The following is a 21,034-nucleotide window of genomic DNA, read 5'->3' as shown; positions in this document are numbered from 1 at the left end:
ACCTTCAGATCAGCAGCTCTGCGCCGCCGGTCTGGAGGTCGATGAGGCGGACGTCGAGGATGCCGGTCTGGATGCCCAGGAGCTTGAGCAGCGGGTCGATCAGCGCGTTGCCCAGCGCCGTCACCAGGTCCGCCAGGGCCTTGGTCAGAAGCTTCTCCAGGTCGGTAGCAGAGTTGATCACAGCTCCGGCGACTCTATCCACCAGCTTGCCCAGGTCGCACAACAGCCACCCCAGCAACGGGTTGCATAGCAATCCCTGCGAGCCCAGCGTTACGTCGATATTCAATCCGTTGCTCAGGCTCGCCAGCCCTGCGCCGAGGGAGGCGCCAAGAGGGCTTTGCGCTCGCTGGACGGCACTGGGCAGATCGCGGGGACCGGTCACGGTGAAGGTCAGCTCAGTCGGGCTGGTGGTGGCGATCGTCACTGGCCCCGACGGCGTGGTGATGTCGACCTTGGCCAGATAGCCCGATCCGAGATTGATCACGCCGGCCGAGGCGGCAAGTCTCAGCGACGCGATGCCCGGCTGCGCCTGAACGCCTACTTTCACCGGCTTGCCGACACCGCCGCACTGAATGCTCTCCAGCGCAGCTGACCCCGGCGCGACGGACGCCACCAGCGTCACATCGGACTTCACCAGGCCCAGGTTGAGCAGGTCCACGCTGGCCTTGATTGTCAGGTCGATCTGCGATGAGTGCGCCTGCGTCCGCCAACTGCCATCGCTGTTCTTGCCCGGATAGCCAATGGCAATCTGCGGGGGATTGATCACCGAGAGGGTCAGGCTCTGCGTCAGCAGGCCGGGCACGGCGAGCTTCTGGGTGGGAATGGTGACTGCGTTGCTCTTGTTCGCCACCAGCGCCGTGGCCATCAGCAGGTCGAGCATATTGACCCCGGCACTGAGCGCCGTATCGCGCACGCTGTCCGGCGCCACCACGCTGAGAATCTGCCCCAGGGTCAGCTGCGCGGTCGGCACGTTGATGGTCGCCAGCGCGGTGCGCAGCAGCGCCGTGTTCACCCCGGCCAGCTGTGAGGAATCCGCGGCGTTGACCATGGCCTGCAGCAATTGCGCGGCGGTGACGTTGGCGCCCAGCAGACTGTCGATCTTGCCTAGTTCCAGGTTCACCCCGGCCGCCTTGAGTTGCTGACTGAGGGCGAGCAGAGAAACATTGGCCCCGGCGATGCCCTGGTAGGTCACCACGTCCAGGTTGAGCGAGGTGCCCAGCAGGCCGCCGAGCAGCGCATTGAGCAAGGGCGAGTTGCTCGAATCCAGGCTCAGCACGCCGCTGCCGGCGGATATCCCGGCCAACGCGGGGCGGCGCGCCACCGCCTGGGCGTTGAGCACCGTGGTACTCGACGCGCCGCTGAACAAGCTGGCGACGTTGAGCACCAGGCTCGACGGCACGCTATGGGTGGCCTGCACCCGAACGGAGTCGGCCAGGTCGCCGCCGGCGTTGAACACCCGCTGGGATTGGGCACTGCCGTAACCGGCCGCGAAGCTGACGGTGCCCAGCGTGCCCACCAGCGTATCGCCAGCACCGGGCACGAAACCGTTCTTCGCCGCGCTGGCCGTGACGTAGCCCTGGATCTCCGCGGCCAGTTGCGAGCCGCACATGCCGCCCTGGCTCGCCGCCTCCAGCGCCGCCATGTCCGCCACGCGCTGCAGTTTGCGCTGTTCGAAGTACAGGCGCCCGGTGTCGACCACCAGGGCCAGGCAGATCAGCGCCAGCAGCAGCGTTGCCGCCGCCATCACGCCGATTGCGCCTCGCTGCCGTTCACGTCCCATGGCAGCCTCCGGAAGGGATCAGTTCTTGTCGGTGCTGAAGCCGTTGTTGTCGTCGAGCAGGTATTCGGGAATCTCCCGGGTATAGCTCTTCAGGTAGCGCTGGTAAGCGCGGTCGCGCTCGGCCGCAGTGGCGCTCTGCCGATGCGGCGAGGCGGCCCTGCCGCTGCTTTGCAGATCCAGCCAGGTCAGCACTTCCTGCTGGTCGCGGGCGGTGGTGCCAGCCTCGGTGTGGGTGGTGCCGCTCTCCACGGCCAGGGCCAGTGCCGGCATCGCCAGCAGTGCACCGGCCAGAATCCATGTCTTCATCCTGTCCTCTCTGCCCGCCTCAGCGGGCCTTGACCAGCAGCTTGGCGTCGCGCGCCACCGCCGGTGTCGACTCGACCAGCGCGGGGGACGCGTCCTCCACCGGGTCATCCACGTAGCTCACGCTTTCCACCTGCACCGGGGGCTGGCTGGCCGGGCTGGCGGGGCTGGCCGGGCGCAGGTCCCTGGCCTGCTCCTGGGCCGCGCGGACCTGGTCGGCGGACAGCCCGACGCTCTGGATCAACCGGCTGGCCTCGCTGCTCTCGCCCTGGATGAACATGACGCTGAGCAGGTTGGTGGCCGGCAGCTTGTCGTGCTCGTCCAGCTCCATGGCGGTGATGAATTCGAAGCGCGCCTTCTCCAGCTCGCCGCGCCGCAACAGGACGTAGCCCAGGTCATTGCGCAGCGCGCTGTCGGTGGGCTGCAGGCGCGCCGCTTCGCGCAGTTCGCGCTCGGCCTCGGCGGTCTTGCCGCCGCGCATGGCGATCTGCCCCAGGCCGTGGTGGGCCTCGGCGGATTTGCAGGTGCCCAGCAGCCCTTCATAGACGATGCGCGCCTTGGGGTCGCCGATGCGGCGCAGCGCCAGGGCCTTGCTTTCGCGCACCTCCAGCGAATTGGGCGGCAGGGTTTCCAGGTTGGCCAGGGCGGCATGGGCGCGGCCGCTGTCGAGCATCTCGCGAGCCAGGTTGAGCTGCAGCTCCACCGCCTGGCCAAGCTTCTCGTCGCAGTTCTGCCCGACGCTCGGCCCGCCGCCGAGGCTGTCGAGGTTGGCGCAGCCGCCGAGGCTCAGCCCCAACAGGCCGATCACGCATGCGTTTCTCATCCCATTCTCCCCAAGGCCTTGGTAATCGCGAGGAAGCCGGGCCCGGCCAGGATGATCAGCAGCGCCGGGAACAGCAGCGTCATCATCACCAGGCTCATCTTCGCCGACATCTTGCTGACCTTTTCCTGCAGGCCAGTCAGGCGCCGGTCTTCGAACAATTGCTTGAGCGTCAGCAGCGAGGTGCGCGCACTGCCGCCCTGGCGCACCATCTGGCGCAGCACGTTGCAGCAGTCGGTCAGTTCCCCCACCGCCAGGCGCTTGCTCAGCAGTTCCAGTTCGTCGGCCAGGTCCAGGCCGCTTTCGGCGTGGGCCAGAACCCCATCGAGCTCTTCCACCAGCACCGGCACGATGCCCCGCCCTTCCCGGCAGACCACGTGCAGGCTCTGCTCCACGGTCAGGCCGGAATCGAAGAGGATGCGGATCAGCTGGATGAACAGGATCACCTCGTCCGCCAGGCGCTGGCGGCGCTTGCCGGCAAAGTGGGCCAGCACCCGCTTGGGCAGCAGGAAGCCGATGCCGGCGGCGAAGGACAACGGCAGCAACGGCGAGGTGTGCGCGTGCCCCGGCGTGGCGAGGATCACCAGGACGATGGTGACGAACACCACCGGCACCAGGAAGATCGACATCAGGTACAGGCTGCGTGGCGTGTTGCCGGACCACCCGGCCTGGTTCAGCAGCAACCGGACCTCGTCGTCACGCAATTGCAGGCGGCGGCCCAGGCCGCTGTCGCTCATCCGATCGAACAGCTGTGCCACGCGCTGGCCGGCGCCGCGCGGCAAGGGCTGGCTGCCCAGGCGCTGTTCGATCAGGCGTTGCTCGCGCCCCGCCGCGCGGCTCTGCGACAACAGCAGGAGGATCGCCGCGAGCGCGAGGATCAGCACCATCAAACCGTAGAACAGGGGCATGCCGGCCTCCTCAGATGCTCTTGAGCATGCGCCAGAGCGTGTAGCACCCCAGCACCTGCAACCCCAGGGATGTCAGCAGCATCAGGCGGCCACCATGGTCGTTCCACATGTTCATCAGGTAGCCGGGATTGCTGAACAGGATGTAGGCGCCCAGGCTCACCGGCAGCAGCGCCAGCACCAGGGCGCTCAAGCGCGTTTCGCCGGTCATGGCGCGCAGCTGGCGGCCCAGTTTCTCCCGCTCGTGGATGACCTTGATGATGTTCTCCAGCAGGTCGGTGGTATTGCCGCCGTAACGGTGGTTCACCGCCACGCCGAGGGAGAGCACGTGCAGCTCCTCCACGTCGTACAGCTCGGCCACTTCCTGCAGCGCCTCGGGCAGGCTGATGCCCAGCAGCACGTGGTTGTTCACCAGCGCGAAGATTTCCCGCAGCGGGTCGTCGGCGACGGTCACCGCCTGGGTGATGGCATCGCCCAGGGTGCGGCCGGAATGCAGGCTGCGCACCACCTGGTCGAGGAAGTTGGGCATCTGCCGGATCATCTTCTGCAGACGTCGCCGGTACAGCACGTTGAGCAGCGTATGGAAGCCCAGCACACCCAGGCCGATGCCGCACAGGGCGCCGACCGGCCCGGCCAGACGCTGGCCGAACAGCGCCAGCAGGATGCACACCACCCCCGCGCCCAGCACCCAGCGGCGCATGTCGGCGATGCCGGCACGGCGCATGCGGCGTGCCAGCCAGTGGCTGCTGCGGACGCGGCTACCACTGGCGGCTGCCCCCTCCCCGCTCAGCCGGCGCATCACCAGTTCGTGGTGCCGCGCACGCCAGCCCATCCCGGCCAGCAGCATCCCGAAGGCCGCCAGCGTCAGGCTCGCCACCACCAGCCAGAGGGCGCCGCTCACAGCAGCACCTGGCGGAATTTCACCCCGCCCGGCTGGGCGGTGCGGACGAACTGCCCGGTGCCGCGCCGGTCGAGGCTGAACAGCGAGTTGGTGACGTAGACGCCGTCGCGCACCTCCAGCACTTCGATGATCTCGCTGACGCAACGGCGGCCGTTGGACAGACGGGTGATCTGCACGATGATGTCCAGCGCCGAACAGAGCATCTGCCGCAGGGTCTGCTCCGGCACGCGCTGGCCGGTGAGGCCCACCAGCATCTCCAGGCGCAGCAGCGAATCCATCGCCGAGTTGGCGTGCACGGTGCTCATCGACCCGTCGTGGCCAGTGTTCATCGCCTGCAGCACGTCGAGCACTTCGACGCCGCGGATTTCGCCGAGGATGATGCGGTCCGGGCGCATACGCAGGGCGTTGCGGATCAGGTCGCGGGCGGTCACTTCGCCGAATCCCTCGGCATTGGGCGGGCGTGTTTCCAGGCGCACCACGTGGTCGTGGCCCAGTTGCAGTTCGGCGGTGTCTTCGATAGTGACGATGCGTTCGCGCTCGTCGATGAAGCTGCTCATGACGTTGAGCAGCGTCGTCTTGCCGGTGCCGGTGCCGCCGCTGATGAGGATGTTGCAGCGGCTCGCCACCGCCTGGCGGAGAAATGCCAGCATGGCTTCGTCGACGCTCTGGTAGGCCAGCAGGTCGGCGCTCTTGAGCAGCTCCTTGCTGAACTTGCGGATCGACAGGCACGGCCCGTCCAGCGCCACCGGCGGGATGATCGCGTTGACCCGGCTGCCGTCGGGCAGGCGCGCATCCACCATCGGGCTGGACTCGTCCAGGCGCCGCCCCAGCGGGGCGAGGATGCGCTGGATCACCCGCTGCACGTGGTGGTCGTCGATGAAGCGCAGGTCGCTCTGGTACAGCCGGCCTTCATGCTCGATGAACACCCGGTCCGGGCCGTTGACCAGGATTTCGGAGATGCCCGGGTCGCGCAGGAGGATTTCCAGCGGGCCGAAGCCGGTCAGCTCGTCCACCACCTCTTCGGCGAGGCGGTCGAGTTCGTAACGGGAAATCGCCAGCTGGCGGCGCGAGGCGTATTCGCAGACCTTCTCGGAGACGTACTGCGCCACCGCCGGCCGCGCGCCCTCCAGCAGGTTCATGCCGTCTTCGTCGATCTCGTCGATGATGTAGCGGTGCAGGCGCATCTTCAGCGTCTGCAGGTCCTGGTCATGGCGGCCGTGACCGCCGCCGTAGTGCTGGCTCATGAACGTGCGGCCCTGGCCCGGCCGATCCAGCGCAGCAGCCCGCGCTTCTCGGCCACGCCCGCACCCAGCGCCTCGGCAAGGTCACGCAGCTTCACCGTCAGCGGGTCGCGCGGGGCCAGGTCGAACAGGCTCTGGCCGACGTTCTTGGCGCGCAGGCGCGCTTCCGGGGAGGCCGGCAGCACGCCGAAGAGTTCCAGGCCGAACATCTTGCCCAGCGCCGGCGCATCCGGCGGCACCGAGGCCCAGTAGCGCTCGATCAGCAGTTCGATGCGCGGCAGCGCGGGCGAGCGCTCGCGCAGGCGGCGCAGGCGCTCCAGGCCCTTCTTGCACGACGGCACGCTCTGGTCCACTAGCCACAGCACGCGGTTGGCCTGCATCAGCAACTGCCCGCTGAGCTCGCCTTCGGCGACGCCGGTGAGGTTGATCAGGATGTGGCTGAAGGCGCTGCGCAGGTTGCCCAGCAGCAGGTACAGCTCGGCGGTGGTGATGCGCTCCAGCACGCCCGGCTCGTCCGACAGGCTGAGCACGCGCAGGCCGGATTCATGACGGGTGAAGGCGCTGTCGATCAGCGTCTGGTCCAGGCGGCGCAGGTTGCGCAGGGCATCGGCGAAGGTGAACGAGGGCTCCATGCCGAGGATCGCCAGCGCCTCGCCGGTGGGCTGGCCGATGTCCACCAGCAGCACGCGGTGCTCCGCCTGGCGTTGCAGCGCCAGGGCCAGGTGCAGGGCGACGAAGGCCCCGTCGGCATCCGGCCGGGCGCTGATCAGGCTGATCAGTTCACCCTGCTGGGTGGCGCTCACCGGCACCGTGGGCAGGCGCCCGCCAAGGCGCCGGACCAGCCCGCTCAATTCGCTGGCACGGGCGCCGTAGGTGACGAAATCCCGCGCGCCGGCGCGCATGGCCGCGAGCACCAGCTGGTTGTCCAGTCCATCGCCGACAGCGACGACGGAGAGCAGCGGCCGGGCGGAAACCAGCCCCTCGATCAGCGAGCCCTGGGACACCAGGTTGGCCTTGTTGAGGCTGGTGAAGAGCACCGTGGCGCCGGTGACGTCGAGCAGCGACAGCAGCTCTTCCAGGGTCCCGCTGTTGGCCAGTACCACCTGCCCACAGCCGGCCAGGCTGCTCTGCAGCCATTCCTGCTCACCGGGATGCTGGATCAGCGCGACGAAAGTCTGACTCATGCCCGTGCTCCCTTGTTTTGCCTTGCCTCCCGCTCTGGGGCGGGTCAGCGCTTCGTAGATTTCCATCAGTGCGACATCCCGCTGCTGGCCTTGCGCTTGTCGAAGCGGCCGTCCTCGAGGAAATAGAACTCGCCGAAGCCCGGGTCATACTCCCGCAGCCCTTCGCCGGGGAGCTTGGGCAATGCCGCATTGGCGGCCAGCGGCTGCACCAGGTGCGGGGTGACGATCATCAGCAGTTCGCGGTCGTCCTTGTCCAGGCTGGAGGAGCGGAACAGCGCGCCGATGATCGGGATGTTGCCCAGGAAGGGGAACTTGTCGACGTTGCTGATGGTGCTGCTGCTGATCAACCCGCTGATCACGAAGCTTTCGCCGTCGGCGAGCATCACGCTGGTGTCGGTGCGCCGCACGGTCAGCGCGGGCACGGCGATGTCGTTGGTGCGGATGCCGCTGGAGAAATCCAGCTCGCTGACTTCCGGGGCGACCTTCAGGGCGATGCGCTTGTCGTTCATCACGGTCGGGGTCAGGGTCAGGCGCACGCCGAATTCCTTGTACTCGATGGTGATGGTGTCCTTGTCGCCGTTGGGCACGGGAATCGGGAACTCGCCACCGGCTAGGAACGAGGCGCTCTGGCCGCTGGTCGCCACCAGGCTCGGACGCGCCAGGGTGTAGGCGAAGCCGCTGCCTTCCAGGGCATTGATGAAGCCCAGCCATTTGCTGCTGCCGCCGCCCCAGATGATGTTGAAGCCGCCATTGGCACTGCCGAAGGTGCCGTCCAGGTTGCCAATGGGATCGACGGAAATGTTGCCCAGGCTGCCCGGCGAGCCCAGCACGAAGGTATTGGAGCCGCGCCGCACCAGCGAGGTGCTGGCCTGCTTGAGCTTGCTGCGGCTGACTTCGACGAAGCGGATGTCGGTCTGCACCTGATTGGGCAGGCTGCCGGCGCCGACGCCGGTCGCTCCGGCCACATCGCCCACGGCGCGCGCGCCGACACGCACCACGGTGCGGATCGGCTGGTCGCTGCAGCTGGTCCAGATCAGCAGGCTGGTCAGGCCCTCGGCCTTGCCGGTGACGAGGAAGTCGCGCTTGTCGAGCACCTGCACGTCGGCGATGTTCGGGTCGCCGATGGCCAGGCGCTTGATCGGCACGGGCAGTTGCTGGTCGCGCTGGGCGCCCTGCTCCACGTCGAGATTGAGTTGCTGGTCAGCAAAGCCCGCGCAGGCGCTGGGCACGGCCTGCGCCGCGGCGTGCACGGCGCAGGCCAGCAAGGCGGCCAGGGTCAGGATGAAGCGCTTGGACATCGATGCACTCCTTGCTCAATGTGCTTCACGGGTGACGGCGGTGCCGCGGTAGACCACCACGCCGGCGTCGACCTGCGGGGCGGAAACCTGGCGGACGGCGGGAGCCGCTGCCGGGCGCGGCTTGCCGATCAGTTGCTCGAGGGTGATCGGCGCGCTGGAAGGATTGCCGAGCGAGGCCTGGAGGTAGCGGCCCTGCTGCTCCTTCTCGTAGAGGTTCTCGTCCTTGCTGCGCACGGCCAGGCGCAAAGAGCCGGCCTGGCTGGCCAGCATCAGGCGCGAGGCGGCTTCGGCCGGCACGGCCAACACGGCGGTGCGCGGCGGCTTGGGCGTCTTGTCCTTGGGGTCGCCGGCGGTGCGCGCCTGGCCATCGCTGGACACGGCGATCTGCTCGCCGTAGGTCAGCACCCGTACACCGGGCAGCACTACCTGGGCGCTGAGGCTGCGCTCGGTGCTCTGCTGGTCCTGGACGAAGAGCATGACGTCGACATAGTCACCCGGCAGTACGAAGCCGCCACCGCCGATGACGTCGTCGACAGCGATCGCCATGGCGCGCTCGTCCGGGCGGATGGTGCGGGCCAGGGGGCCGCCCGGTTCGGTAATGGCGGACGTGAGAATATTGCCCGCCGGGACCGCGACCCAGACACGCTGGCCGATGACCACCTCTGGTTTGGGAAAGCTGCCGGCGGGCGCGGTACGCAGCATCTCCACGCTGACGTCGTCCTTGCCGATCACCGTCAGGGCCGGCAAATCGCGGGCCGCCACCACCACGGCGGTACGTTGCAGCTTATCGGCTTCGGCCATCGCGGCGGGCGCCGCCTCCTGCACCACACCGGCAATCGGCGCGGCCGGCTTGCCCACCTGCAACCCCAGATACCCCACTACACCGGCGCACACCAGCAACAGCCCGGCGAATACCATCAGCACCTTGCTATTCATGACCACATCCTTGGGCAATGTCGGGAATGCGGACCAAGGGTCCACGGCCTTGTCGTAAGAAGTGCCGGCAGCGGCATCGCCAGTGCGCGTCCTTCAGACCTTTATTGTTGTTTCGGCCAGGCTAGGAATTAGGATAATAACCATTCCTCATAATCAGCTTTTACTTGTTCCAAAGCTGAATCTAGTAGCTGTGTTTAGAGCGTCAACCACGCGGATTAAATTTCCAATCCTCAGTTGGTTCTACTTCGCCATGACTATTACTTTGGTATTAGTGCTATTTGAACAATTGCATTCGGCCATACGACGCCTAGCCTGACGATGAAGTCGGGGCGCCGCCCCGGTGGTATTCGAGGGAGCTCTCGCGATGGATCTGACAATAAAAAACCTGTCCCTGAAACTGTATTGCAAGGCCAAGGCATTCATGGCCGACAAGGAAGGGGCAACGGCGATTGAATATGCGGTAATTGCAGGTTTGATCTCGGTAGTCGTTATCAGTGCGGCCGCGCTGATCGGAACCGATCTCGGCAACATCATGGACAACATCAAGACCGAAGTTGCCAAAGCGAAATAAGATATATTCCAGAACTGATTGCTTCAGTACTTCCGGATAAATAGTTCCCGCGCCGGGCGCGGGAACTAGCTATTTTATTTTCTAAAGTTTTTCTAAAGCTTCGCCCTCCCCTGCCGATACTGCCTGCTCAAACCCGTTTTGCAGCAGGATGCTTTACCCATGCTTCATTCGCTGTCCTTCTCCAGGAAGATTCTCCTGGCCGCCTCCCTGGTGGTCACCTTTGCCTTCGCCTGTTTCATCGTCTTCAACGATTTCCGCCAGCGCGAGGCAATCCATTCCGACACCGAATCCTACCTCTCCGAGGTGGGCAGCCTGACCGCCAGCAATATCCAGAGCTGGCTGGAAGGCCGCATCCAGCTGGTGGAAGCCGAAGCTGCACAACTGGCCGATGGCGAGCCGACGCCCGAGCGCATCCAGCATGTGCTGGAGCAGCAGGTGTTCCAGAAGAACTTTGAATCGGTGTACCTGGGCGAAGCCGCCAGCGGCGTGTTCACCATGCGCCCCTACGCGCCGATGCCCGACGGCTACGACCCGCGCACCCGCGGCTGGTACAAGGACGCCGTGGCCGCCGGCCGGCTGATCGTCACCGAGCCCTTCCTCGATGCCGGCACCAACGAGCAGATTCTCGCCATGTCCATGCCGGTGATGCGCAACGGCCAACTGGTCGGCGTGGCCGCCGGCGACATGAAGCTGGAAACCATCACCGCGATCATCAACTCGCTGAAATTCGACGGCGACGGCTACGCCTTCCTGGTCAGCGACGCCGGCAAGATTCTGCTGCACCCCGACAGCAGCCTGATCTTCAAGAGCCTCGCCGAGGTCTACCCGCAAGGTGCGCCCAAGGTGCAGCCGGGCGTGCAGGAAGTCAGCGTCAATGGCGAGGACCAACTGGTCTCCATGACGCCGGTGAAGGGCCTGCCAGGTGTGACCTGGTACGTCGCGCTGGTGCTCAACAAGGACTCCGCCTACGCCATGCTCAGCGACTTCCGCAACACCGCGATCATCGCCACGGTCATCGCCATCGTTGCCATCCTGTTCCTGCTGGGCATGCTGATCCGCGTGCTGATGGCTCCGCTGACCGACATGGGCCGCGCCATGCAGGACATCGCCCAGGGCGAAGGCGACCTGACCAAGCGCCTGAACGTCGCCAGCAACGATGAATTCGGCGTGCTGGCCAACGCCTTCAACCGCTTCGTCGAGCGTATCCATGAATCCATCCGCGAAGTCGCTTCCACCGCGCGCCAGCTGCACGACGTTTCGCAGCTGGTGGTCAACGCCTCCAACTCCTCGATGAGCAACTCCGACGAGCAGGCCAACCGCACCAACAGCGTGGCCGCGGCGATCAACGAACTGGGCGCCGCCGCCCAGGAAATCGCCCGCAACGCCGCCGACGCCTCGCACCATGCCACCGATGCCAGCCACCAGTCCGCCGACGGCCGCCAGGTGGTGGAGCAGACCATCAGCGCGATGAACCTGCTGTCGGACAAGATCAGCTCGGCCTGCGCCAACATCGAGTCGCTGAACAGCCGCACGGTGAACATCGGGCAGATCCTGGAAGTCATCAAGGGCATCTCCGAGCAGACCAACCTGCTGGCCCTGAACGCCGCCATCGAGGCCGCCCGCGCCGGTGAAGCCGGCCGTGGCTTCGCCGTGGTGGCGGACGAAGTGCGCAACCTGGCGCACCGCGCCCAGGAGTCCGCCCAGGAAATCCAGAAGATGATCGAGGAGTTGCAGGTCGGCGCCCGCGAAGCCGTGGACACCATGACCGAGAGCCAGCGCTACAGCCTGGAAAGCGTGGAGATCGCCAACCGCGCCGGCGAGCGCCTGGCCAGCGTCACCCACCGCATCGGCGAGATCGACTCGATGAACCAGTCGGTGGCGACCGCCACCGAGGAGCAGACCGCCGTGGTCGACTCGCTGAACATGGACATCACCGAGATCAACACGCTGAACCAGGAGGGCGTGGAGAACCTGCAGGCGACCCTGCGCGCCTGCGCCGACCTGGAGAACCAGGCCGGCCGCCTGCGCCAGCTGGTGGACAGCTTCCGCATCTGATCGCGGCAGGCATGAAAAAAGGCGCCTTCGGGCGCCTTTTTTGTTCGCGAGCAAAGCCGCAGCCCTCTGTAGGAGCGAGCCACGCTCGCGATCGCGGGCATGGCCCGCTCCCCCGGCAAACACCGCTGGAACACCCGCCACATCGGCACCCCTACCGTTCGTCCGACTTCCTAAAGCTTCCCTCGGGCGCGCCGAAATCAAGGGTGAAGGCCTTTGATACCAACCAACAAACCGGGCCTCTCGTCACCGCCGGGACATGGGAGTTCCGGCCCCGCCCGCACGGCTATCCGCCGCGCCGGCGCCGCCCGTTTCACACCACGGGAACGGGCGTTCTGCGGCGACACCGGATCTGTCGCCCGGACCAACGCCGCTCAGGCATCCCCTTACTTCCGGACTCGACGCAGCATGATCAAGAGCCTGAAATTCAGCCATAAGATTCTCCTGGCCGCTTCTCTTGTGGTTTTCTCGGCATTCGCCCTGTTCACCGCCTACAACGACTATTTACAGCGCAATGCGATCCGCGAGGACCTGGAGAGCTACCTGCGGGAGATGGGTGACGTCACCGCCAGCAACATCCAGAACTGGCTGAGTGGCCGGCTGCTGCTGATCGAAAGCACCGCCCAGACCCTGGCTCGCGACAGCTCCGCCGAGCACATGACCGGCCTGCTGGAGCAGGACAGCCTGCGCAAGACCTTCAACTTCGCCTACCTGGGCCAGGAAGACGGCACCTTCACCATGCGCCCCAACAGCGCCATGCCTGACGGTTACGACCCGCGCACCCGCCCCTGGTACAAGGATGCCGTGGCCGCCGGCGGCACCACGCTGACCGAGCCCTACATCGACGCGGCCACCCAGCAACTGATCATGACCGTCGCCACCCCGGCCCGCGCCGGCGGCAAGACCCTCGGCGTGGTCGGCGGCGACCTTGGCCTGCAGACCCTGGTGCAGATCATCAACTCGCTCGACTTCAACGGCATGGGCTACGCCTTCCTGGTCAGCGGCGACGGCAAGATCCTCGTCCACCCGGACAAGAACCTGATCATGAAGACCCTCGCGGACGTCTACCCGCAGAACACGCCCAAGATCGGCGGCGGCTTCAGCGAGGCCGAGCTCAATGGCAAGACGCGTATCCTCAGCTTCACCCAGGTGAAGGGCCTGCCGTCGGTGAACTGGTACATCGGCCTGTCCATCGACAAGGACGCGGCCTACTCCATGCTGAGCAAGTTCCGCGCCTCGGCCATCGTCGCCGCGGCGATCGCCATCGTCGCCATCCTGCTCCTGCTGGGCATGCTGATCCGCGTGCTGATGCAGCCGCTGACCACCATGGGCCGCGCCATGGAAGACATCGCCCAGGGCGAAGGCGACCTGACCAAGCGCCTGAAGGTCGCCAGCAACGACGAATTCGGCGTGCTGGGCAATGCCTTCAACCGCTTCGTCGAACGTATCCATGAATCCATCCGCGAAGTCGCTTCCACCGCGCGCCAGCTGCACGACGTTTCGCAGCTGGTGGTGAACGCCTCCAACTCGTCCATGAGCAACTCCGACGAGCAGGCCAACCGCACCAACAGCGTGGCCGCGGCGATCAACGAACTCGGCGCCGCCGCCCAGGAGATCGCCCGCAACGCCGCCGACGCCTCGCACCACGCCACCGATGCCTCGCACCAGGCCGGCGACGGGCGCCAGGTGGTGGAGCAGACCATCAGCGCGATGAACCTGCTGTCGGACAAGATCAGCTCGGCCTGCGCCAACATCGAAGCGCTGAACAGCCGCACGGTGAACATCGGGCAGATCCTGGAAGTCATCAAGGGCATTTCCGAGCAGACCAACCTGCTGGCCCTGAACGCCGCCATCGAGGCCGCCCGCGCCGGTGAAGCGGGCCGTGGCTTCGCCGTGGTGGCGGACGAGGTGCGCAACCTGGCGCACCGCGCCCAGGAGTCGGCCCAGCAGATCCAGAAGATGATCGAGGAATTGCAGATCGGCGCCCGCGAAGCCGTGGACACCATGACCGAAAGCCAGCGCTACAGCCTGGAGAGCGTGGAAATCGCCAACCGCGCCGGCGAACGTCTGGCCAGCGTCACCCACCGCATCGGTGAGATCGACTCGATGAACCAGTCGGTGGCGACCGCCACCGAGGAGCAGACCGCCGTGGTCGACTCGCTGAACATGGACATCACCGAGATCAACACACTGAACCAGGAAGGCGTGGAGAACCTGCAAGCCACCCTGCGCGCCTGCGCCGACCTGGAGAACCAGGCCGGCCGCCTGCGCCAACTGGTGGACAGCTTCCGCATCTGATCGCGGCAGGCATGAAAAAAGGCGCCTTCGGGCGCCTTTTTTGTTTGCGAGCAAAGCCGCAGCCCCCTGTAGGATCGAGCCACGCTCGCGATCGCGGGCATGGCCCGCTCCTACAGGGGAAACCGGCGCATAACCCGGAACGGGTTATCCACCGATGCCAACCTCAGCGCCGCTTGCTGCCGCCCAGCAGCGCTCCCATCAGCCCACGCACCAGCTCGCGGCCGATCTGGTTGGCAGCCTGGCGCACCACGGTCTTGCTCACCTGGCTGGCCAGGGAGCCGAGAATCTCGCCGGCGATGCCGCCGAAATCGGTTCCTTTCTGCTCGGTTGGCACCATCTTGTCGTCCGCGCGGCCGGTCAGCTTCTCGTAGGCGGACTCGCGATCGATCGGCTGGTCGTAGCGGCCGGCCAACGGCGAACGGCGGATCACGTCGGCACGCTCGGCATCGGTCAGCGGGCCGATACGCGACTGCGGCGGCGCGACCGCCACGCGCTGGACCATCGCCGGCGTGCCCTTCTCTTCCAGCGTGCCGACCAGCGCTTCGCCGATGCCCAGTTCGGTGAGCACCTTGAGCGTATCGAACGCCGGGTTGGGGCGGAAACCATCGGCCACCGCGCGCAGGGACTTCTGCTCCTTGGCGGTGAAGGCGCGCAGGCCGTGCTGGATGCGCAGGCCCAGCTGCGCCAGTACGTCGTCGGGCAGGTCGCTGGGCGACTGGGTGACGAAATAGACCCCCACGCCCTTGGAACGGATCAGCCGCACCACCTGCTCCAGGCGATCCTGCAGGGCCTTGGGCGTTCCGTTGAACATCAGGTGCGCTTCGTCGAAGAACAGCGCGAGGATGGGCTTGTCCGCGTCACCGCGCTCAGGCAGTTGCTCGAACAGTTCGGCCAGCAGCCAGAGCAGGAAGGTCGCGTAGACCTTCGGCGCGTCGTGCACCAGCTTGCTGGCATCGAGCAGGTGGATGCGGCCACGGCCGTCGGCCTCGGGGCGCAGCAGGTCTTCCAGTTGCAGCGCCGGCTCGCCGAAGAAGTCGTCCGCGCCTTGCTGTTCCAGCAGCGCCAGGCGCCGCAGCAGGGCCTGGGAGGACGCGGCGGTGAACAGCGCACGGTCCTCGCCGAGGATGTCCGGATGGTCCTTGAAGTGGTTGAGCAGCGCCTTGAGGTCCTTCATGTCCAGCAGCAGCAGGCCCTCGCGGTCGGCCACCTTGAACGCGGCGAACAACGCCGCCTGCTGGCTCTCGGTCAGCTCCAGCAGGTTGGACAGCAGCAGCGGGCCCATCTCCGTCAGCGTGGTGCGCAGCGGGTGGCCGGTCTTGCCGGCGACGTCCCAGATGCTCACCGGGTAGGCCTTGGGCGTGTGGTTCAGCCAGGGCATGCTGGCGATCCGCTCGGCCACCTTGCCCTGCGGGTTGCCGGCGGCGGCGATGCCGCACAGGTCGCCCTTGATGTCTGCGGCGAACACCGCGATGCCGGCGTCGCTGAAGGACTCGGCCAGGTGTTGCAGGGTCACCGTCTTGCCGGTGCCGGTGGCGCCGGCGATCAGGCCGTGGCGGTTGGCGAGCTTCCAGGGCTGGCCGACCGGCTGGCCGTCGGGCCCTGCGCCAATGATGAGTTCGTTCGTGGCTGACATCCGTGATTCCCCTTCGGTGGCCTGTCGCGATGCGCGCATCGCGTTAGAGTGGCGCGTCCCGCTGCGCTGCGCAATCCGCTAACCCGGTACTTTGAACACGTGCTTGAGGTAGTGCAGGAAGTTCTCGTCCTTGCATTGCGTCTTGCCCGGCGCGTCGGAAATCTTCGCCACCGGGTGACCGTTGCAGGCGGTCATCTTCAGCACGATGTTCATCGGCTGCACGCCCGGCACATCGCAGGTGAAGTGGGTGCCGATGCCGAAGCTGACGTCGATGCGCTCGCGCAGCGCGCGATAGATTTCCAGCGCGCGCGGCAGGTTGAGACCGTCGGAGAACACCAGCGTCTTGGTCCGCGGGTCGATGCCCAGGCGCTCGTAGTGCCCGATGGCCTTTTCCGCCCATTCCAGCGGGTCTCCCGAGTCATGGCGCAAGCCATCGAAGAGCTTGGCGAAATACAGGTCGAAGTCGGCCAGGAAGGCGTCCATGGTGATGCAGTCGGTCAGGGCGATGCCCAACTGGCCGCGGTATTCGCGAACCCAGGCGTCCAGGGCGGCGGCCTGGCTGTCGATCAGCCGCGGCCCGAGCTGCTGGTGCGCCATCAGCCACTCGTGGGCCATGGTGCCCAGCGGCTTCACTCCCAGTTCGCGGGCCAGGTGCACGTTGCTGGTGCCGACGAAATGCCCGGGGAAGCCATCGCGCAGGTCGCGCACCACCGCTTCCTGTACCGGATAGGAGAAGCGCCGGCGGGTGCCGAAATCGGCCATCTTGAAGCCGGCCAGTTCCTCGGCGCTGGCCTCCTGGCGCAGCCAGTCGAACTTCTCCTGCAGGCGTTCGCGAACCATCGTCAGCGTCGTGCCCGGATGGCGGTGGCGGTTGCGCACTTCGCTGATGCTCGCCAGCAGCGGCACCTCGAAGAGAATCACGTGCAACCACGGGCCTTTGAGACGCAGGAACAGTTCGTCGTCCTCCACGCCCAGTTGCACGTAGCAGGGATTGAAGCGGAACAGGCCGAGGAAGCGGATGAAGTCCGGCTTGAAGAACGGAATGCGTTCCAGGAACGCCAGGTCCTGCGGTGCGAAGGACAGCTCCGCCAGGCGCTCGATCTGCTCACGCAGCGGGTCCAGGTAGGCGCGCAGGTCTTCCTCGTTGCGGCAGCGGAACTCCCATTCCACTTCCGCGTTGGGGTAGTTGTGCAGCACCGCCTGCATCATGCTCAGCTTGTAGAAATCGGTATCCAGCAGGTTCTGCACGATCCGCCGGGAAAATGCGCTGTCGCTCATGCTTGTCTCTTTGCAGGCTTCGAATCGGCAGTCTAACCCGTCGCCCACAAAAAACCCCGCCGAGGCGGGGTTTTGGAGTTGAAACAGAAATCAGCGGGCCTTGCTCTGCGACATTCCGAAGAGGAACAGCAGCAGGTCGTCATCCGGACGCAGGTCCTGTTGCTTGGCGCGCTGGTTGGGCGGCATCGGGCAGCTGTCCAGGCCGCCTTTTCCGGAAATGACCGAAGGCCCAGGCTCATGCCAGGCCGCCGCCGCCAGGGTCGCCACCCCGAGCGCGCCGATGAGGAGCAAACCTCGCGTAATTTCTAACTTCATGTCTGCAACCCTTTGATGGCGCTGCCAAACGCCGCTTGGTAACCATAGACAAAGGCCTGCCATTGCGCCTCTGTCCACGACGAGCGGCGTTTTACCTGGCGAAGATCATGACGGGCAGCACGCTGGGCGCTGAAGCGCTGGCGGGCTTTTTCCATGTCGATCAGGGCCACTTCGATCTTCTCGCCGTCCACCTTCACGAACACGTGCTTGAGGTACAGGCAGCCGTGCTGCCAGCGGCCGGCGTTAAGTTTTGCCAGGGTACTGCCGTATTGTTGCAGAATTCTTTGGTGCAGGGCTTCGCCCCACTTTTCCTGGTCGCCACGGGCGTAGCAGTCTTCCAGGCTGGTGAAGCCGTCGAGGGATTCGGTGACCAGCAGCGCCTGCCATTCGCCATCCACCTTGCGGCAGCCGGCATAGACCAGGGTCGGCACTTTAACGCCCAGCGCTTCGGCCGCCTTGAGGGCGTTGCGCTCGCGGATCGCCGTGGGATAACCGAACGGGTGCAGCAGGTCACGGTAGATGTGACCCATCTGCTGCTTGCGATAGAGCATACGGCCGTCGGAGGTCAGGACTCGCTGCACGCCACTCTCGCCGCCGCGCCGACGGTTGGGTTCTTCCACCCACTTGCCGGGCACCTGGAGCCAACGGTCGATGGCGTTCTCACCGGAAATTTGCTGCAGCGACGCCAGATCAACGGCCATCCATCACTCCTTACGCAGAATGTAGACCCGCCACATATGGATAAGCGGGACGAAATCAATGTGATCCTGAACCTTGAAACCAGCCTGGCGGAACTCCGCCTCGATGGTCTTGGCAGGAATCACGAAGCGGTTCTGGTAGGTGTGCTTCTTGCGAGTTGCCTCGGCGCGTGCACGTTTCCAGGACTTGAAGTTGCCATCGACCCACATCGACAGGATCACCGAATCGCGCGTTACGCGGTGAAATTCGCGCAACATCGTCAAACGGTCATCCGATTCGCCGATGTGGTGCATCAGGCGCATCGAGAAGATGCTGTCGACGGCATTGTCCGGAAGGTCAATGGCAAACGCGGAAGTCTGCAAAGGTCGGACGCGTTTTACAACCTCATTCGGTTGACCGGCACAGGCCACCGCGATCATGTCGGGGGAATTGTCCGCCCCGATGATCACCCGGTTCTCCTTTTCCGCCAGCATCGGCCAGAAGCGACCGGCGCCGCACGGCAGGTCGAGTACCAGGTTGGGTTGCCCGGCCAGCTTGAGCGCCTGGCGGCCTATCTGGACATCGCGCCAATGGGAAAGTTTCCTGGAGAGTCCGGCCTGGTGCTTGCGCAGGTAACGCTCTGCGTGTTGCCGGTCGTACTTTTGGGAGAACTCCAGGTCGACGGATTTTTCAGTCATCGGATTAATACCTTTCCCGAATTCAGGGCGAACGATACGAACCAGCCTGTCACAGCCGGGTCATGCACTTGTGAAGATTTCGTCAAACCACGGCTAGGCGAACTTCGAAGCGACAGCCATGGGGTTCGACCGGACGCAGGGTGACGTCCCAGCCTTCGGAGGCGCAGATCCGCTTGACCAGCGACAGCCCCAGCCCAAGCCCCTCGCCACGCGGGTTCTGGCCGCGGACAAAAGGTTGGAAGACGCGCTCGCGCTGCTCTTCGGGGATGCCGGCGCCGGTGTCTTCGACCCAGAATCCGTTCGGGCCAAGTTGTAAGCGGATGCTGCCGGTTTCGGTGTAATGCATGGCATTGCGCAATAAATTGCTCATTACCGAGCGCAGGAAAGGCCCGTTGAATTGTCCGGGCATCTCCTGTTTCGCGTCGTATTCCAACGTCAGGCCTTTCGCCTCGATCGGTCCCCGCCACTGCGCCACCAGCTCGTCACCGATCTGCCGTAACCCCGCCTGGGGCACGATGGCCATGTCCTTGCGCTGGGCCCGCGCCAGCATCAGGAAGGTCTGCACCAGATCGCGCATTTCCTCGCAGGCGCCGCTCATCCGCGCCAATTGGGCGCGGGCGCGGGCGCTGAGCCCCGGTTCCTCCGCCAGCAATTCGCAGCTGGTGGCGATCACCATCAGCGGCGTGCGCAGCTCATGGCTGACGTCGCTGGTAAACAGCTTTTCCCGGGTCAGCACGTCATGCAGCCGCCCCATGGCGTAATCGAAGGCGGCCGCCAGCTCACCCACTTCGTCATTGGCGTAGTCCGGGGACATGGGCGGCGCCAGTTCCAGCAGCTGGTCGCGGTGGCGAACCTGCCGCGCCAGACGCGACACCGGCTCCATGACCTTGCGCGCCAGCAGCCAGCCGAGCAGCCCGGACAAGGCCAGGCTGAGCACGTAACCCGTGACCACGGCGGCATACAGAATCTGCTCGCGGGCCTCGAAATCGCTCTGGTCCTGCAGCAGGACGAAACGGCGACCGTCGATGTCCCGCGTCAGTGCGTGGAACGACAGCTCGCCGTCGAACACTTCATGGAACCCGGCATCCAGCCGGCGCAGCGCCGGCGGCATGGCGTAGACGCCGACGCCATCACTGATGAAGAAGCGCATGCCCGGGTCGAGCTTGGGTGCCTGGCCGTTGCCCAGGTCCTCATTGATGATGCGGTCCAGCTCGCCGCCCAGGTCGCGGGAGATCAGGCGCTCCTCGACGATGTGGACGACGCCGACGATTCCCACCGAAAACAGGCCACCAACGGCGGCGGTCATGAGTACGAAGGCAAAGACAATCCGTCGGGAAAGGCTCTGCTTATACTCCATGCGCTTCCTCCGCCAGCTTGTAGCCGACGCCATGCACCGTGTGCAGCAGGGAGGATGCGAAGGGTTTGTCGATCACCTGGCGCAACTGGTGCACGTGGCTGCGCAGGCTGTCGCTGTCGGGGCAATCGTCGCCCCATACGGCTTCTTCGAGCACGTCGCGGCGCACCACGTGCGGGCTCTTCTGCATCAGCACGGCCAGCAGCTTGAGGCCGATGGGGTTGAGCTTGAGGGGTTTGCCGGCGCGGTTCACTTCGAGGGTATCGAGGTTGTAGCTCAGGTCGGCGACCTGCAGCTCGCGGCGCCCGCCGCCCTGGCTGCGGCGCAGCACGGCTTCGATGCGGGCGGCCAGCTCGGACAGGGCGAAGGGTTTGAGCAGGTAATCGTCGGCGCCGGAGCGGAAGCCTTGCAGGCGGTCATCCAGCTGATCGCGGGCGGTGAGCATGATCACCGGGGTGTCGCGGCGCGCGTCTTCGCGCAGGCGGCGGCACAGGGTGAAACCGTCCAGCCCGGGCAGCATCACGTCCAGTACGATCAGGTCGTAGTGCGACGTCGCCGCCAGGTGCAATCCGGACAGGCCGTCCTGGGCGCAGTCCACCGTGTAGCCCTTGAGCCCCAGGTAGTCGGCCATGTTGGCCAGGATGTCCCGATTGTCTTCAACCAAAAGAATGCGCATAGGCTCTCCTCGAACGCAGTGCACAGTAGCCTAACCAGCTTAAATGGAACTTAAGCGCCTTTGACGGAATTTTCACATTCCTCCGGTGAATCCTTCACCGCTGTACCACGTCT

Annotated in this window: 19 protein-coding genes; 3 read left to right on the top strand and 16 right to left on the bottom strand. The window is 65.6% G+C overall.

What is annotated here, in order from left to right; translation table 11 throughout:
• Positions 1 to 4: 4 nt before the first annotated feature.
• The 9 genes from N0B71_RS14160 to cpaB form a co-directional block, all read right to left on the bottom strand.
• On the bottom strand, positions 5 to 1,780 hold the full coding sequence (locus N0B71_RS14160; RefSeq protein WP_259759443.1) for a pilus assembly protein TadG-related protein: 1,776 nt from the start codon (positions 1,778 to 1,780) through the stop codon (positions 5 to 7).
• A gap of 18 nt (positions 1,781 to 1,798) precedes the next feature.
• Positions 1,799 to 2,086 (bottom strand): DUF3613 domain-containing protein, encoded by a 288-nt coding sequence (locus N0B71_RS14155; protein ID WP_259759442.1) that lies wholly within the window; start codon positions 2,084 to 2,086, stop codon positions 1,799 to 1,801.
• A gap of 19 nt (positions 2,087 to 2,105) precedes the next feature.
• Positions 2,106 to 2,906, bottom strand: coding sequence for a tetratricopeptide repeat protein (locus N0B71_RS14150; RefSeq protein WP_259759441.1), 801 nt, complete (start codon positions 2,904 to 2,906; stop codon positions 2,106 to 2,108).
• On the bottom strand, positions 2,903 to 3,811 hold the full coding sequence (locus N0B71_RS14145; protein ID WP_259759440.1) for a type II secretion system F family protein: 909 nt from the start codon (positions 3,809 to 3,811) through the stop codon (positions 2,903 to 2,905). The genes N0B71_RS14150 and N0B71_RS14145 overlap by 4 nt, the downstream gene beginning before the upstream one ends.
• A 10-nt stretch (positions 3,812 to 3,821) precedes the next feature.
• Positions 3,822 to 4,709, bottom strand: coding sequence for a type II secretion system F family protein (locus tag N0B71_RS14140; RefSeq protein WP_259759439.1), 888 nt, complete (start codon positions 4,707 to 4,709; stop codon positions 3,822 to 3,824).
• On the bottom strand, positions 4,706 to 5,953 hold the full coding sequence (gene tadA, locus N0B71_RS14135) for a type 4b pilus Flp biogenesis ATPase TadA (RefSeq protein ID WP_259759438.1): 1,248 nt from the start codon (positions 5,951 to 5,953) through the stop codon (positions 4,706 to 4,708). Before tadA ends, N0B71_RS14140 begins: the two co-directional genes overlap by 4 nt.
• Positions 5,950 to 7,134, bottom strand: a complete 1,185-nt coding sequence (gene tadZ, locus N0B71_RS14130) for a type 4b pilus Flp biogenesis protein TadZ (RefSeq protein WP_259759437.1) — start codon at positions 7,132 to 7,134, stop codon at positions 5,950 to 5,952. Before tadZ ends, tadA begins: the two co-directional genes overlap by 4 nt.
• Positions 7,135 to 7,199: 65 nt before the next feature.
• Positions 7,200 to 8,432 (bottom strand): type II and III secretion system protein family protein, encoded by a 1,233-nt coding sequence (locus N0B71_RS14125; RefSeq protein ID WP_259759436.1) that lies wholly within the window; start codon positions 8,430 to 8,432, stop codon positions 7,200 to 7,202.
• A gap of 15 nt (positions 8,433 to 8,447) precedes the next feature.
• Positions 8,448 to 9,368 (bottom strand): Flp pilus assembly protein CpaB, encoded by a 921-nt coding sequence (cpaB, locus tag N0B71_RS14120; RefSeq protein WP_259759435.1) that lies wholly within the window; start codon positions 9,366 to 9,368, stop codon positions 8,448 to 8,450.
• A gap of 376 nt (positions 9,369 to 9,744) precedes the next feature.
• On the opposite strand from cpaB, the gene N0B71_RS14115 reads away from it, so the two are divergent.
• The 3 genes from N0B71_RS14115 (at position 9,745) to N0B71_RS14105 (ending at position 14,289) form a co-directional block, all read left to right on the top strand.
• Positions 9,745 to 9,939: a Flp family type IVb pilin gene (locus N0B71_RS14115; protein WP_259759565.1), complete on the top strand. Its 195-nt coding sequence runs from the start codon at positions 9,745 to 9,747 to the stop codon at positions 9,937 to 9,939.
• 159 nt (positions 9,940 to 10,098) lie between these two features.
• Positions 10,099 to 11,994 carry a methyl-accepting chemotaxis protein gene (locus N0B71_RS14110; RefSeq protein ID WP_259759434.1) on the top strand — a complete coding sequence of 632 codons (1,896 nt, stop codon included), beginning with the start codon at positions 10,099 to 10,101 and terminating at the stop codon, positions 11,992 to 11,994.
• A gap of 405 nt (positions 11,995 to 12,399) precedes the next feature.
• Complete coding sequence (locus tag N0B71_RS14105; RefSeq protein ID WP_259759433.1) at positions 12,400 to 14,289, top strand: methyl-accepting chemotaxis protein; 1,890 nt, start codon at positions 12,400 to 12,402, stop codon at positions 14,287 to 14,289.
• 163 nt (positions 14,290 to 14,452) lie between these two features.
• On the opposite strand, the gene N0B71_RS14100 is transcribed toward N0B71_RS14105, so the two are convergent.
• The 7 genes from N0B71_RS14100 to N0B71_RS14070 form a co-directional block, all read right to left on the bottom strand.
• On the bottom strand, positions 14,453 to 15,922 hold the full coding sequence (locus N0B71_RS14100) for a DUF853 domain-containing protein (protein ID WP_259759432.1): 1,470 nt from the start codon (positions 15,920 to 15,922) through the stop codon (positions 14,453 to 14,455).
• Between the two features lie 78 nt (positions 15,923 to 16,000).
• On the bottom strand, positions 16,001 to 17,200 hold the full coding sequence (gene pncB, locus N0B71_RS14095) for a nicotinate phosphoribosyltransferase (protein ID WP_259759431.1): 1,200 nt from the start codon (positions 17,198 to 17,200) through the stop codon (positions 16,001 to 16,003).
• Between the two features lie 90 nt (positions 17,201 to 17,290).
• A complete protein-coding gene (locus tag N0B71_RS14090; RefSeq protein WP_259759430.1) occupies positions 17,291 to 17,515 on the bottom strand; it encodes a hypothetical protein in 225 nt (74 codons plus the stop codon).
• Positions 17,512 to 18,216 carry a lipopolysaccharide kinase InaA family protein gene (locus N0B71_RS14085; RefSeq protein ID WP_259759429.1) on the bottom strand — a complete coding sequence of 235 codons (705 nt, stop codon included), beginning with the start codon at positions 18,214 to 18,216 and terminating at the stop codon, positions 17,512 to 17,514. The genes N0B71_RS14090 and N0B71_RS14085 overlap by 4 nt, the downstream gene beginning before the upstream one ends.
• Positions 18,217 to 18,219: 3 nt before the next feature.
• Positions 18,220 to 18,891: a class I SAM-dependent methyltransferase gene (locus tag N0B71_RS14080; RefSeq protein WP_259759428.1), complete on the bottom strand. Its 672-nt coding sequence runs from the start codon at positions 18,889 to 18,891 to the stop codon at positions 18,220 to 18,222.
• Positions 18,892 to 18,973: 82 nt separating this feature from the next.
• Positions 18,974 to 20,248, bottom strand: coding sequence for a sensor histidine kinase (locus N0B71_RS14075; protein ID WP_259759427.1), 1,275 nt, complete (start codon positions 20,246 to 20,248; stop codon positions 18,974 to 18,976).
• The gene (locus N0B71_RS14070) at positions 20,238 to 20,921 is read right to left on the bottom strand and encodes a response regulator transcription factor (RefSeq protein WP_081517514.1); all 684 of its coding nucleotides are present in this window, start codon (positions 20,919 to 20,921) and stop codon (positions 20,238 to 20,240) included. The genes N0B71_RS14075 and N0B71_RS14070 overlap by 11 nt, the downstream gene beginning before the upstream one ends.
• Positions 20,922 to 21,034 lie beyond the last annotated feature (113 nt).

It is taken from the genome of Pseudomonas sp. GCEP-101, assembly GCF_025133575.1.
GTDB classification, from domain to species: Bacteria; Pseudomonadota; Gammaproteobacteria; order Pseudomonadales; family Pseudomonadaceae; genus Pseudomonas; species Pseudomonas nitroreducens_B.
This window is presented reverse-complemented; position numbering and strand designations above follow the sequence as displayed.